At 69.6% G+C, this 12,995-nt stretch carries 12 protein-coding genes; 3 read left to right on the plus strand and 9 right to left on the minus strand.

Features of this window, described 5'->3' with window-relative positions; translation table 11 throughout:
- Positions 1–31: 31 nt before the first annotated feature.
- The 6 genes from recO to HBK84_RS06850 all read right to left on the minus strand — a co-directional run bounded on the left by recO (position 32) and on the right by HBK84_RS06850 (position 7,204).
- Complete coding sequence (gene recO / locus HBK84_RS06825; protein WP_064845846.1) at positions 32–790, minus strand: DNA repair protein RecO; 759 nt, start codon at positions 788–790, stop codon at positions 32–34.
- Positions 791–881: 91 nt separating this feature from the next.
- Positions 882–2,636 carry a 2-isopropylmalate synthase gene (gene leuA / locus HBK84_RS06830; protein WP_144931862.1) on the minus strand — a complete coding sequence of 585 codons (1,755 nt, stop codon included), beginning with the start codon at positions 2,634–2,636 and terminating at the stop codon, positions 882–884.
- Between the two features lie 171 nt (positions 2,637–2,807).
- Entirely contained in the window at positions 2,808–4,247 is a 1,440-nt protein-coding gene (locus HBK84_RS06835) for an LCP family protein (protein WP_240918819.1), read from the minus strand.
- 266 nt (positions 4,248–4,513) lie between these two features.
- Positions 4,514–5,563 (minus strand): GTPase Era, encoded by a 1,050-nt coding sequence (locus HBK84_RS06840; protein WP_167318508.1) that lies wholly within the window; start codon positions 5,561–5,563, stop codon positions 4,514–4,516.
- A 52-nt stretch (positions 5,564–5,615) separates the two neighbouring features.
- On the minus strand, positions 5,616–6,071 hold the full coding sequence (ybeY, locus tag HBK84_RS06845) for an rRNA maturation RNase YbeY (RefSeq protein ID WP_231885507.1): 456 nt from the start codon (positions 6,069–6,071) through the stop codon (positions 5,616–5,618).
- A 47-nt stretch (positions 6,072–6,118) separates the two neighbouring features.
- On the minus strand, positions 6,119–7,204 hold the full coding sequence (locus tag HBK84_RS06850) for a PhoH family protein (protein WP_167318509.1): 1,086 nt from the start codon (positions 7,202–7,204) through the stop codon (positions 6,119–6,121).
- Between the two features lie 144 nt (positions 7,205–7,348).
- Here HBK84_RS06850 and HBK84_RS06855 point away from each other — a divergent pair, with 144 nt between their 5' ends.
- Complete coding sequence (locus HBK84_RS06855) at positions 7,349–8,305, plus strand: GerMN domain-containing protein (protein ID WP_167318510.1); 957 nt, start codon at positions 7,349–7,351, stop codon at positions 8,303–8,305.
- 22 nt (positions 8,306–8,327) lie between these two features.
- On the opposite strand, the gene HBK84_RS06860 is transcribed toward HBK84_RS06855, so the two are convergent.
- Genes HBK84_RS06860 through hrcA form a run of 3 tightly spaced genes read right to left on the minus strand, consistent with a single transcriptional unit; the run spans position 8,328 to position 11,305 of the window.
- A complete protein-coding gene (locus HBK84_RS06860) occupies positions 8,328–9,089 on the minus strand; it encodes a 16S rRNA (uracil(1498)-N(3))-methyltransferase (RefSeq protein ID WP_167318511.1) in 762 nt (253 codons plus the stop codon).
- A complete protein-coding gene (dnaJ, locus tag HBK84_RS06865; protein ID WP_144996703.1) occupies positions 9,086–10,228 on the minus strand; it encodes a molecular chaperone DnaJ in 1,143 nt (380 codons plus the stop codon). The genes HBK84_RS06860 and dnaJ overlap by 4 nt, the downstream gene beginning before the upstream one ends.
- Positions 10,229–10,282: 54 nt before the next feature.
- Positions 10,283–11,305, minus strand: coding sequence for a heat-inducible transcriptional repressor HrcA (gene hrcA, locus HBK84_RS06870; RefSeq protein ID WP_131332955.1), 1,023 nt, complete (start codon positions 11,303–11,305; stop codon positions 10,283–10,285).
- Between the two features lie 163 nt (positions 11,306–11,468).
- On the opposite strand from hrcA, the gene HBK84_RS06875 reads away from it, so the two are divergent.
- Positions 11,469–12,347, plus strand: coding sequence for a DUF3097 family protein (locus tag HBK84_RS06875; RefSeq protein WP_167318512.1), 879 nt, complete (start codon positions 11,469–11,471; stop codon positions 12,345–12,347).
- Positions 12,348–12,560: 213 nt separating this feature from the next.
- The gene (locus HBK84_RS06880; RefSeq protein WP_239318428.1) at positions 12,561–12,992 is read left to right on the plus strand and encodes a DUF4870 domain-containing protein; all 432 of its coding nucleotides are present in this window, start codon (positions 12,561–12,563) and stop codon (positions 12,990–12,992) included.
- Positions 12,993–12,995 lie beyond the last annotated feature (3 nt).

Raw genomic sequence — 12,995 nt, forward strand, 5'->3', positions numbered from 1 at the left:
ACTTCCCACCGAGTAGCGGGCACTCCCCGCCTCAGCCGTCCCCTCGATCCACGAGGGCCAGGGAACGCACCGTGCGCTCCATGTGCCATTGGATGTACGCCGCCACGAACCCGGCAGCTGCGCGCGCGGTCTTGGTGTCGGCGGCGTCGATCGTGGACCAGTCCCCGCGCAGCAGCCCGTCCAGCAGCACGAACGTGGCCGCACTGGGCGCGGCGGATCCCGGCGGACGGCACTGAGGACACACCGCACCGCCGAGGGCCGCGGAGAACGAGCGATGGGGCCCGGGAGCCCCGCACCGTGCGCAGTCCACGAAACTGGGCGTCCAACCGGCCAGGGCCACGGCGCGTAGCAGGTAAGAGTCCAGGATGCGCCCCGGTTCGTGCAGACCACGCGCGAGGGCGGACAGCGCTCCCACGAGCAACTGGTAGTGCTGGACTGCGGTGTCGTAGTCGTCCGCGGTGAGTTTCTCCGCGGTCTCGACCATGGCCGCCGCGGCGGTGTATTTTTCGTAGTCGGCCACGATGCTCTGCCCGTATGCCCGTTTGCCGATGGCCTGCGACACGATGTCCAGGTTCCGTCCGTGCACGAGCTGCACCTGGGCCACGTGGAAGGGTTCCAGGCGCGCACCGAACCGCGACTTGGTGCGCCGCACCCCCTTGGCCACCGCCCGGACCTGGCCGTTCTCGGCCGTCAGCAGGATCACGATCCGGTCCGCTTCACCGAGGTCGTAGGTGCGCAGCACCACGGCGTCGTCCCGATAGCTACGCGATGCGAAGGTTGAACGGGCCATCGGGTCATTGTGCCACCTACCCCGGACACGACTCCGCTGCGGCGCACCCGGGTGCCCGCAGCGGAGTCGTCGGAGAAGGGAAGGAGCGCGCTCAGTCCTGCTGGGCCAACTGCGCGTCACGCACGGCGCGGTTGACCGCGGAGATCACGGCCTTCAGGGACGCTCGCGTGGTGTTGTTGTCCATCCCCGCACCCCACAGCACGCGGTCACCCACGGCGAGCTCCACGTAGCTCGCGGCCTGCGCGTTCGCGGACGCGGACAGCGTGTGCTCGGTGTAGTCCAGCAGGCGCACGTCCACGCCCTCCGCGTTGAACAGCTGAATCAGCGCGTCGATGGGCCCGGTGCCGTGCGCGGTGCGCTCGTGGTGCTCGCCGCCCACGTCCAGGCCGATCTCCAGGACCGTGTTGCCCTCGTCCTCGGCATGGGTGGAGATGGACGTGATGCGGTAGTGACCCCACAGCTCGCCGCCGCCGTCCTTGGCGGGCAGGTACTCGTCGGTGAAGATCTTCCACAATTGCTGCGCGGTGACCTCCGACCCCGAGGTTTCGGTGTACTTCTGCACGACCCCGGAGAACTCGATCTGGGCCCGGCGGGGCAGGTCGATGCCGTACTCGCTCTTGAGCAGATAGGCCACGCCACCCTTGCCGGACTGGGAGTTCACGCGGATCACGGCCTCGTAGCTGCGGCCCACGTCCTTGGGGTCGACCGGCAGGTACGGGACGGCCCATTCCATGTCATCGATGTCCACGCCCCGCTCCTGCGAGTCCCGCTGCATGGCCTCGAAGCCCTTCTTGATCGCGTCCTGGTGCGAACCGGAGAACGCGGTGAAGACCAGGTCACCGCCGTACGGGCTGCGCTCGGGCACGGGCAACTGGTTGCAGTACTCCACCGTGCGGCGGATCTCCTCGATGTCCGAGAAGTCGATCTGCGGGTCCACGCCCTGGGTCAACAGGTTCAACCCCAGGGTCACCAGGTCCACGTTGCCGGTGCGCTCGCCATTGCCGAACAGGCACCCCTCGATCCGGTCCGCCCCGGCCAGGTAGCCCAGCTCGGCGGCGGCCACACCGGTCCCGCGGTCGTTGTGGGGGTGCAGCGACAGGATGATGTCGTCGCGGTGGTACAGGTGCCGGCCCATCCACTCGATCGAGTCCGCGTAGATGTTGGGAGTGGCCATCTCCACGGTCGCGGGCAGGTTGATGATCATCTTGCGACCGTCACCCACCTCGAAGGTCTCGGCGACCTCGTTGCAGATCCGCGCGGCGAACTCGAGCTCGGTGCCCGTGTAGGACTCCGGGGAGTACTCGTACGTGACGTCGGTGTGCTTGAGCTGTTCCTCGTACTTGCGGCACAACCTGGCACCGGTCAGGGCGATGTCCACGATGCCGTCCATGTCGCGGTCGAAGACCACGCGTCGCTGCAGGGTGGACGTGGAGTTGTACAGGTGTACGATCGCGTGCGGTGCGCCCTCGATCGCCTCGTACGTGCGCTCGATCAGGTGCTCGCGGGACTGCGTGAGCACCTGGATGGAGACGTCCTCCGGGATCAGGTCGTCCTCGACCAGGGTGCGCACGAAGTCGAAATCAGTCTGCGAGGCGGACGGGAAGCCCACCTCGATCTCTTTGTAGCCCATCTTCACCAGCAACTGGAACATCTTCAGTTTGCGCTCGGAGTCCATGGGGTCGATCAACGCCTGGTTGCCGTCCCGCAGGTCCACGGCGCACCAGCGCGGGGCCGTGGTGGCCACCTTGTCCGGCCACGTGCGGTCGGACATGTCGAACGGGAAGTTGTGGTGGTACGGGGTGTACTTGTGGACGGGCATTCCGGAGGGACGCTGCAAATTCTTCATGGGAAGGGGGCCTTTCGATCAGAAGCTTGTGGGCCGGCACCACGGAACTCCGCAGCGGGTGGTCGGCCGTAAGGATCGGTTCAGGCCCCGCTGCGGCACGTAAGCAGGAGTAGCGTCTTCCCTTGCCGCATGTGATCCAACGTACCACCAGGTCGCCGGCACACCGGATCGTTACCCCGCCGCGGTCTCCTGGCACGTGAACTGCTCCGCAGTCTGGCCCTGCAGGTCGTCCGGCAGGGCGGCGTTGCGGTCCATCGTGTCACCGCTACGGAAGTCCTGGCCCACCGCGACCTCGATCCCGGGCACATCGTAGCTCGCCACGAGTTGGCTCGGTGAGACGTTCAGGACAGCGGCGACGTCGTCCGCGGCCAGCGCCCAGTTGGGGTTGTAGAACATCTGCGTGGCCGCGAGCTGCGTGCCGGAGGACGCGGTGCGCGCCTGGTCGTAGCCGGCGCGTTCGAGCACGCTCACGAGCTGGTGGTCCCGGCCCCCGGCGTCCGTGCGGTTGCTCACCGTGATCGGCACGAGCGACGGGTCCACGGCGGGGCCGGTCGCGGTGGGCGATGCCGCCGGCTCGGTGGGGTGCGCGGCACTCGGCGCGGGGGTGGCGGTCTCCCCCATCGCGTGGGAGGGCCCGGGGGACGCCGACGGCGCGTCGCGGGCCTCCGTGACGGAGACGTCCCGACGCAGGGTCTCGAAGAGCCGCTCGGCGGGCTTCTCGTCCAGCTGCAACCGGTTGGGGTCCTGCGGGTAGGGCTCGGACGGCGCGGTCACGAACGCGATCCGGCCGGGATCGATGCCGTTGAGCGCACCGGCCATGCCCACGAGGGTGGGGATGGAGGTCAACCCCTGGTCCACGTGCAGGTTTTGGGTCATCACCTCGGCGATGTGGTAGAGCTGCGGGAGGTTGGTGAGCGTCCCGTCCGCCTGGATCTTGCGCGTGAGGGACGCCAGGAACGACTGCTGCGAGCGGATGCGGGCCTCGTCCCCACCGTTGCCGAACGCCGCGCGGGAACGCAGGAACGCGAGTGCCTGTTCGCCCTCCACGGAGGAGATCCCGGCGGGCAGGCGCAGCCCGGACTTGGGGTCATCCACGGGTTCGTTGACGCACACCTGCACGCCGCCCACGGCGCTGGAGAGTTCCTTGACGGCGTTGAAGTCGGCGAGCATGAAGTGGTCGATGTTCACGCCGGTGAGTCGGTTGATCGCGGCCACGGTGCACCCAGGGCCGCCGTGTTCCACCGCACTGTTGAGCATCCCGGTCGTGGCCGGGTACACGGTGCCGCTCGTGGGGTCCGTGCACTGCGGGATCCTGACCATGAGGTCCCGGGGAAAGGAGACCACGGTGACGGCGTCGCGGTTCTCGGTCACGTGCATGAGCATCATGACGTCGGTGCGGCCCTCGGCGTCGTCCTCGCTGCCGTATTCGCTGTTGCCCTGACCGTGGCGGGTGTCCGAGCCCATGACGAGGATGTCCAGGGGGCCGTCGTCCACGTTCTCGGCACCGTCGGAGAGGTTCAGGGGGCTCGAGGTGAGGTTGCCGGTCAGGCGCAGCGCGGCGATCCCGCCGATGCCGAGTACGGCCAGCAGCCCGAACACGGCCAGGATCACGGCGATCCTGCGTACAGAGGAGCGGTGGACATGGGCGCGGTGATGACGTCCGGTCTGGCGCAGGTCGTACGCCTCGCCGTCGCGATCCGTGCGGCGGGCCGGGTGCGTACTCCACGGCGCGCTCGTACGCGAACTCCGGCGGCTCCGGCGTGGTGCTGAGCTGGGATCCACCGGTGACGTCTCCTGGGGTCTCGGATGGGGGGCGTGCGGCCCTGACTGGTGGGTCAGGCTACGGCACCGGGTTGACGTGTGGTGTGTGTGTCCGGTCAGAATCCGAGCTTGGACAGCTGTCGGGGGTCCCGTTGCCATTCCTTGGCGACCTTGACGTGCAGGTCCAGGTAGATCCGGGTGCCCAGTAGAGACTCGATCTGGGCTCGCGCGCGCGTCCCGATCTCGCGCAGTCGCGCACCGCGCTTGCCGATCACGATGGCCTTCTGGGAGTCCCGTTCCACGTACAGGCTCGCGTGGACGTCCAGCATGGGGTTGTCCGGTGAGCGGCCTTCACGTTCGGAGACCTCGTCCACGACCACGGCGAGCGAGTGGGGCAGTTCGTCCCGCACGCCCTCGAGCGCAGCCTCGCGGATGAGTTCGCCCATCATGGTGACCTCCGGCTCGTCGGTGAGGTCCCCTTCCGGGTACAGGGGCGGGGAGACGGGCATCAGTGACACGAGCAGCTCGGCGATCTCGTCCATCTGGAAGCCGTCCGCCGCGCTCACGGGGATCACGTGGGCCCATCCGGCCGGCGTGTCCTCGGTGCGCTGCGCGGCCGGGCGACCGCCGGTGCCCTTGGCGGACGACGCCGCGTCGCGACGTCGTCGTCGTGCCTCACGCTGGGCGCGCTCCTCGGTGACGACCTCGCGCCCGAGCTCGCTCACGGCCACGAGCTGTTCGGCGAGGCGCTGCTGGGGGACGAGGTCCGCCTTGGTCACGATCGCGACCACGGGGGTGCGTCCGACGGCGGCGACGACCTGCTGGGCGATGTACCGGTCCCCCGGGCCCACCTTCTGGTCCGCGGGCACGCAGAACCCGATCACGTCCACCTCACCCAGGGTCTGGGCCACGACGTCGTTGAGCCGCTGACCGAGCAGCGTGCGCGGACGGTGCAGGCCGGGGGTGTCCACGAGGATCAACTGACCGTCGGTGCGGTGCACGATCCCGCGGATGGTGTGCCGCGTGGTCTGCGGACGGTTGGACGTGATCGCGACCTTGCGCCCCACGAGCGCATTGGTCAGCGTGGACTTGCCCACGTTGGGCCGGCCCACGAACACGGCGAAACCGGCGCGGAAGTCAGCGGGCTGTTCAGTGGGCTGGGTCATCGCGGGTCCTCGGTCGTTCAGTCGGTGCGGGGGTCGGAGGCGGTGCGGCGCCTCACGTCATGGTCTCCACGGGCGCGTCCCGGCCCAGGAACTCCTCGAGCAGCGAGCGCTGGGCGGTGAACATGCGGGCGCGTTCGTCCTCGTGGGCGTGGTCGTGGCCCAGCAGGTGCAGCAGGGAGTGGGTGGTGAGCAGGCACAGTTCGTCCTGGGTGCTGTGGCCGGCGGCCGCGGCCTGGCGTTCGGCCACGGGTGGGCACAGTACGACGTCCCCGAGGACGCCCAGGCTAGGGTCGTCGGGGGTGCCCTCGCGCAGTTCGTCCATGGGGAAGGACATGACGTCGGTGGCTCCGGGCAGGTCCAGCCACTGTTCGTGCAGTTCGGCCATGCGGGTCTCGTCCACCACGGCGATGCTGACCTCGGTGTCGGGGTGCAGGTGCCAGCGGGTGAAGGCGAGGTCCACGAGGGCTTCGAGCTGGTCGGTGTCCACGGCGCGGTAGGCGGTGGGCAGCTCGGCCTGTTCGGCGGGGGTGTCCCAGGGCAGGTCGAAGGCCACGCTCACGGGGTGTCTCCCCCGGTGCGCTCGGACGACGCCGCTCGGCGTTCGTCCTTGCGGCGGGCTCGTTCCACGCGGTGGCGGTTGGTGGTGTCGAACTGGTCGTAGGCGGCCACGATCTCGCCCACGAGTTCGTGGCGCACCACGTCCGCGGAGGTCAGTTCGCAGAACGCGATGTCGTCGATGTTCCCGAGCACGTGTTGGACTTGGCGCAGGCCGGACTTGGTGGTCCCGGGCAGGTCCACCTGGGTCACGTCACCGGTGACCACGATCCGTGAGCCGAAGCCTAGACGGGTGAGGAACATCTTCATTTGTTCCGGGGTGGTGTTCTGGGCTTCGTCGAGGATCACGAAGGCGTCGTTGAGGGTGCGCCCGCGCATGTAGGCCAGCGGGGCGACCTCGATGGTCCCGGCCTCCATGAGCCGCGGAATGGACTCGGGGTCCATCATGTCGTGCAGGGCGTCGTAGAGGGGACGCAGGTAGGGGTCGATCTTGTCGTTGAGCGAACCCGGGAGGAAGCCCAGTCGCTCGCCGGCCTCCACCGCGGGACGCGTGAGAATGATCCGGTTGACCTCCTTGGCCTGCAGGGCGCGCACGGCCTTGGCCATGGCCAGGTACGTCTTGCCGGTACCGGCGGGCCCGATCCCGAAGACCACGGTGTGCTCGTCGATCGCGTCCACGTAGGTCTTCTGGTTCACGGTCTTGGGCCGGATGGTCTTGCCCCGGGTGGAGAGGATGCTCGTGGACAGCGCGCTCGACGGGCGCAGGTCCTGGGCGTCACGCATCATGCGGGCCACGCGCAGCACCGTGCGTTCGGTGATCTCGGTGCCGCGCAGCGCCATCGCGAGAAGTTCCTCGAGTAAGGAGGCGGCCAGGCGGGTGTCGATCACGGGCCCCTCGAGGGCCACGTCCAGGTCCCGCACGGTCATCCGCACGGCCGGGAACTGCTGCTCGAGCAGACGTAAGGTCGCGTCCCCGTGACCCAAGGTCCGGACGGCGGTCTCCCGATCCGGTACGTGCACGGTGACGCGGGTTCGTTCGGTGGGCGGAGTGCTCAGTGCCTCGGTCCCTTCGGTTGGTTCGCTCATCGGGTCCAGCCTACCGGTGCGCGCGGACCCGGACCCGCCGGAACCGACGGGCTCGCACGCCGCAGGTTGCAATCCAATAACGGTCCGCCCGGATCCACGTGCGACGTTAGCGCCCGTGGCTCCCGGTGGGTAAGTTGTGTAGCCGTGAAAAATCCCGCAGGAACGACCGAGCCGCAGCGTCGTCGCGCCCTCGCGCCCGGCGGACTTCGGCGCGCCGCGACGGGGGCGCTCGCCGTGTCGCTCGCCGCGGTCGTGGCCTCGTGCGGGACCGCCGCCGACCGACCGGACCACAACTCCGAAGCCGCCCCCGGGATCGCCTCCGCACCCATGAACACGGACACGGCGATGGAAGGCGTGGCCACCGAACAGGCCCCCGTGTACTGGGTGGGCACCGGGGACCAATCGCGCTACCTGTTCCGCGAGTTCCGCACCCCGACCTCCCAGGACACGACCGACCCCGTGGCCCAGGCGGCACTCATGGTCACCTCGGCCACCCCCGCGGACCCGGACTACCGGTCCCTGTGGTCCGCCGTGGATACCGTGGGCACCTCCGTGTCGCCGGACGGAACCATCACCGTGGACCTGCCCGCCGCCGCGTTCGCCTCCCAACTCTCCTCGCAGGACGCGCGGGTCGCACTGCAGCAAATGGTGTACACGGTCTCCGCGGCGGCTGTGACCGCCGGGCTGTTGGACTCGTCCACGGCCAAGGAGGTGCGGGTCCTCGTGAACGGGCAGAGCGGGTACAAGGCCTTCGGAGCCGTGGAACTTAATGCCCCGCTCACGCGTGACTCTGCACTGGCCGCGCCCGTGTGGCTCGTCGACCCCCAGACCGGGGCGGAACCCAAGAGCCCCGTGACGGTCTTCGCCCGCGTGCTGCCCTCGGTGCGTGACGCCCGCTGGGAGGTGCTCGAGGACGACCGCGTCGTGCACAGTGGGAACATCGCACCCGCTTCCCCCGGCTCGGATCCGACCACGGGCACGGAACTACGCACGAGCGTCACGCTCGACCCCGGGACGTACACCGTGCGCGTGAGCGGCACGGACGATTCCGACACCACCGTGTCCGACGATCACACGATCACGGTGCGCGCCGGGGACTGAGCCCTCCCCGTTGGGTCCCGGGTCAGTCCCAGAGCCCGAGCACCGCGTGCAGCGCGGCCAGTGCCGCGGGTCCCGCGGTGGACGATCGCATGACAGTGGTCCCCAGGCGCATCGGCTGAGCACCGGCGGCGCACAACGCCTCGAGTTCTCCGTCACCGATCCCTCCCTCCGGGCCCACGATCACCGCGATCCGGGACCGATCACCCCACCGGGTCACGTCCGGGGTGGACCAACGTGTGCTCACCGATTCATGCAGCACGAGCCACAGCGTCTCGGGTTCTGCAGCGATCAGCCGGGCCAGACCCGCGGTATCCACCCAGTCACCGCGTTCGGGCCAGCGGGCGCGCCGGGACTGCTTGGCCGCCGCGGCCAGGGTGGAGTCCCACTTGGCCATGAGTTTGGCCGCGCGGTCCGCGTGGACGCGCACGATGCTGCGCTCCGCCTGCCACGGGATCACCCGGGAGACCCCGAGTTCCGTGGCGGCCTCCGCGGCCTGCAGGTCCCGGTCCCCCTTGGCGAGTGCCTGCACCAGCGTGAACTCCGGCTGCTGCGCGGCGTCGTGGTGGATCTCGTGGACGGTCACGCTCATCCGGTCCTTGGCCCCGGAGTCGAACGTGCACACCGCACGGGTGCCGTGCCCGTCCACGAGGTCCAGGGCCTCCCCCGCGCGCAGGCGCCGCACGGTCACCGCGTGCTTGGCCTCGGGACCTGCGACGTCCAGGACCTCCCCCGGGCGCGCCCGGGAGAGGTCCCCGGCGGGGACGTGGAAGACGGGGTTGGTCACAGGTCGTTGAACCGGTCCCGCAACCGGGAGAAGAACCCACCGGAGTGGTTGGTGTTCACGGTCGTGCCGTCCGCCGCTTCCTCACCGCGCAGCTCGGCGAGTCGCTCGAGCAGTTCGCGCTGTTCGGAGGAGAGGTCCTTGGGGGTCTCCACCTCGAAGTGCACTTTGAGGTCCCCGCGGCCCTTGCCCCGCAGGTGGGTGACACCCAGGTCGTCGAGCGTGACGGTCGCACCGGACTGGGTGCCGGGATCGACGTCCACCGTGCGAGCGCCGTCGAACGTCTCGAGGCTCACGGTGGTGCCGAGCGCGGCGGCGGTCATGGGGATACGCAGGCGGGCGTGGAGATCGTCGCCCTCGCGGAGGAAGGTGGGGTCCGGATCCACCTTGAGTTCCACGAAGAGGTCGCCGTTGGGTCCGCCGGCGGTGCCGGCCTCACCCTGGCCGCCCAGGCGGATGCGGTTGCCGGACTGGATGCCGGCGGGGATCTTCACGGTCAGGGGGCGGCGGTCGCGCACGCGGCCCTCGCCGTAGCACTCGTGGCACGGGCTCTCGATCACGGTGCCGAAGCCGTTGCACTGGGAGCACGGGGCCTGGGTGGTGACCATGCCCAGGATGGACTGGCGCTGGTACTGCATGTGCCCGGAGCCGCGGCACATGGTGCACGTCACGGGGCTCGTGCCGGGCTGGCAGCACGTGCCCTGGCACGTGGGGCACACGACGGCGGTGTCCACCGTGATGTCCTTCTCCATGCCGAACACGGCGTCCTTGAGGGAGATCCGCACGTTGATCAGGGCGTCCTGGCCCTGGCGGGTGCGGGACTGGGGGCCGCGCTGGCCACCGGCTCCCGCGCCCTGGAAGAATGTCTCGAAGATGTCGGAGAAGCCGAAGCCCGTACCGGGGAAGCCCCCGCCGAAGCCGGTGTCCGTGCCGTTCTCGTTGCCCGTGGCGTCGTAGACGCGGCGCTTGTCCGGGTCGGAGAGGACGTCATTGGCGTGGGAGACGCGCTTGAACTCCTCGGCGGCCTCGGGTGAGGGGTTCACGTCCGGGTGAAGTTTGCGGGCCTTCTTGCGGTAGGCGCGCTTGATCTCTTCGGCGCTGGCGTCCCGGCTCACGCCGAGGGTTTCGTAGTGATCGCTCACGATGTCGTCGTTTCTTCTTTCGTCGGTTCTACGGTCGAGCGGGGCGGGCGGCGCTCACGTGCGCTCAGCCCCCAGGTTCTTGGACAGGTAGCGGGCCACCGCGCGCACGGAGGCCATGGTCGTGGGATAGTCCATGCGTGTGGGCCCCACGACTCCCACCTTGGACGCGGCGTGCGGACCGTAACCCGTGGCCACCACGGACGCCTCCGCCAGGGGGTCGTCGCTGTGGTCGGAGCCGATGCGCACCGCGACCCCGCGTTCGTCCTGCTGCATCTCGGACAACAATCGCAGCATGGCCACTTGTTCCTCAAGCGCCTCGAGCACCGGGGAGATGCTCTGCGGGAAGTCCCCGCTGAAGCGCGCGAGGTTCGCGGTCCCGGCCATCACCAGGCGGTGTTCGTCCGACACCGCTGCGAGCACCGCGAGCGCCCCGGTCACCGCGGTCCCGGCGTCGCGCAGTTCCTCGGGCAGGGCCGGGGGCAGGGTCACGGCGGCGTCGGGGACGTCTTCCACGGGCGTGCCGAGCAGGCGTGCGAGCACGTGGGCGCGCAGCTCCAGCAGCTGGGCCTCGGTCAGGGTGACGGGCAGTTCCACGGTGCGTTGGGCCACGCGTCCGGTGGTGGGGATCAGGATCACGAGTACGCGGGCGTCCCCCACGTCCACGAGTTCCACGTGGCGCACGGTGATCCCGGTGCGCACGGGATACTGGATCACGGCCACCTGGTGGGTGAGCTGGGCGAGCAGGCGCACGGTGCGCTCCATGATGTCGTCCAGGTCCTGGGCGCCGTCCATGAACACCTGGATCGCGCGGCGCTGGGCGGAGGTGAGGGGCTCCAGGGCTGCGATCTGGTTGACGAACTCGCGGTAACCTCGGTCCGTGGGGATCCGCCCCGAGCTCGTGTGCGGGGCCACGATCAGCCCGTCCTCCTCGAGGGCGGCCATGTCGTTGCGCACCGTGGCGGAGGAGACGGGTAAGCGGTGGCGTTCCACGAGCGCCTTGGACCCCACGGGTTCACGCGAATGGACGTAGTCCTCCACGATGGCGCGCAGGATCTGCGCTCGGCGCGGATGCTCCATGTGTCTCACCTCCCGTTGCTGGCAATTCTGGCACTCAAGAGTTCACAGTGCTAATCCTGGCAGTCCAGGGCCCGTGGGTCAGGGGCCGATTTTGATACGCTCGCGGCTGATTCGCCTGCCCGGCGGCGCGCTCGCGCCGGGGCACGACGTGGAGGAGTCGCCCGTGAACGCATCCGGCTGGTCCTGGGGTCCCCAGGACCTAGGCAGTCCCGACGTCGCCCGCACCGGTCCCGTCTCCCGGGACGTCCCCGTGGCCCGGGACATGGTGCTCGAGGACGTGGAGACCGGGTGGGTGGGGGCCGTCGTGGGCGTGGAGATCATCGGCGGGATGCGCGTGGTGGGTCTGGAGGACCGGCACGGGCGCGTGAAGTCCTTCCCCCTGGGCCCGGGCTTCCTCCTGGACGGCGAACCCGTGCGGCTGGGTCCGCCCGAGACCCGCAGCGCCCCGACCAAGCCCCGGATCACGCGGTCGGGGTCGGTCGAGGTCGAGAACCTGCGCGCGTCCGTGGCCAAGGAGTCGCGTGTGTGGGTCGAGGGGTACCACGACGCCGAGCTCGTGGCCAAGGTGTGGGGCCACGACCTCGCAGTCGAGGGCACCGTGGTGGAACCCCTGCACGGGATCGACGACCTCCCCTCAGCCATCGCCGAGTTCCACCCCGGCCCGCAGCGCCGGCTCGGGATCCTCGTGGACCACCTGGTCGCGGGCTCCAAGGAGTCCAGGATCGCCCAGGAGGCGCTCGCCGTCCCGGGTGCCCGGGACAACGTGCTCATCCTCGGACACCCCTACGTGGACATCTGGCAGGCCGTGAAGCCCAGCGCCCTGGGGATCCGGGAGTGGCCCGTGATCCCGCGCGGGGTGGATTGGAAGACCGGGATGGCACGCGCGCTGGGCCTACCGCACCGCACACCCCAGGACGTGGGGCGGGCGTGGCAGGCGATCCTTGCACGAGTGAACACGTACGCAGACCTCGAACCGGCCCTGCTGGGCCGCGTGGAGGAGCTCATCGACTTCCTCACCGCCCCGGACGCCGCCGACTCCTGACCCGGGCTGCGCCTGACCTGCGGTGACCCACGACGTCGACGGCGCTCGCAGCCGGTGTTCTACGGCTTCGGTGACCCGCGTTAGCGGTAACCCCCAGCGTCGGTGACGCCTGGCGTCGTCGTCCGGCGCGAGCCACGCGGGAACGACCGTAGGATAGGAGCACCGGCGTCCTCCGACCCGGATGGCTACCGCCCGTGAAAGGCACACCCGCTCGTGACTGACGCTGCTCCCTCCCCCTCCACTCGCTCCGCCGAGACTCCGTTCGAGTCCGTGGCCCCCGTGGCGCAACCCCTGGACGTGTCCCAGGACCGGCAGTGGGCCACCCTCGCCCACCTGGGTGGCGTGGTGGGCGTACTGCCCAGCTACATGATCCACCGGGTGTTCAAGGACCGCGGTCCCTTCACCGCTCAGGAATCCCGGGAAGCCGCCAACTACACCATGCTGCCCACCCTGGTGATCCTCGCGGGCATCGTGCTCTCACTCATCCCGTTCATCGGATGGCTCTTCTCGGTCATCGCCGCCGTGACCTGGCTGTTCCTGGCCATCACCTCCGTGCGCGCGGGCGTGAAGGTCAACCGCGGCGAACCGCACCAGTACCGGTTCAACACCCACCTCTACGACAAGTTCGCGGCCCGCAACTCCTGACAC

Source organism: Kocuria sp. KD4 (assembly GCF_011769905.1).
Taxonomy (GTDB): domain Bacteria; phylum Actinomycetota; class Actinomycetes; order Actinomycetales; family Micrococcaceae; genus Kocuria; species Kocuria marina.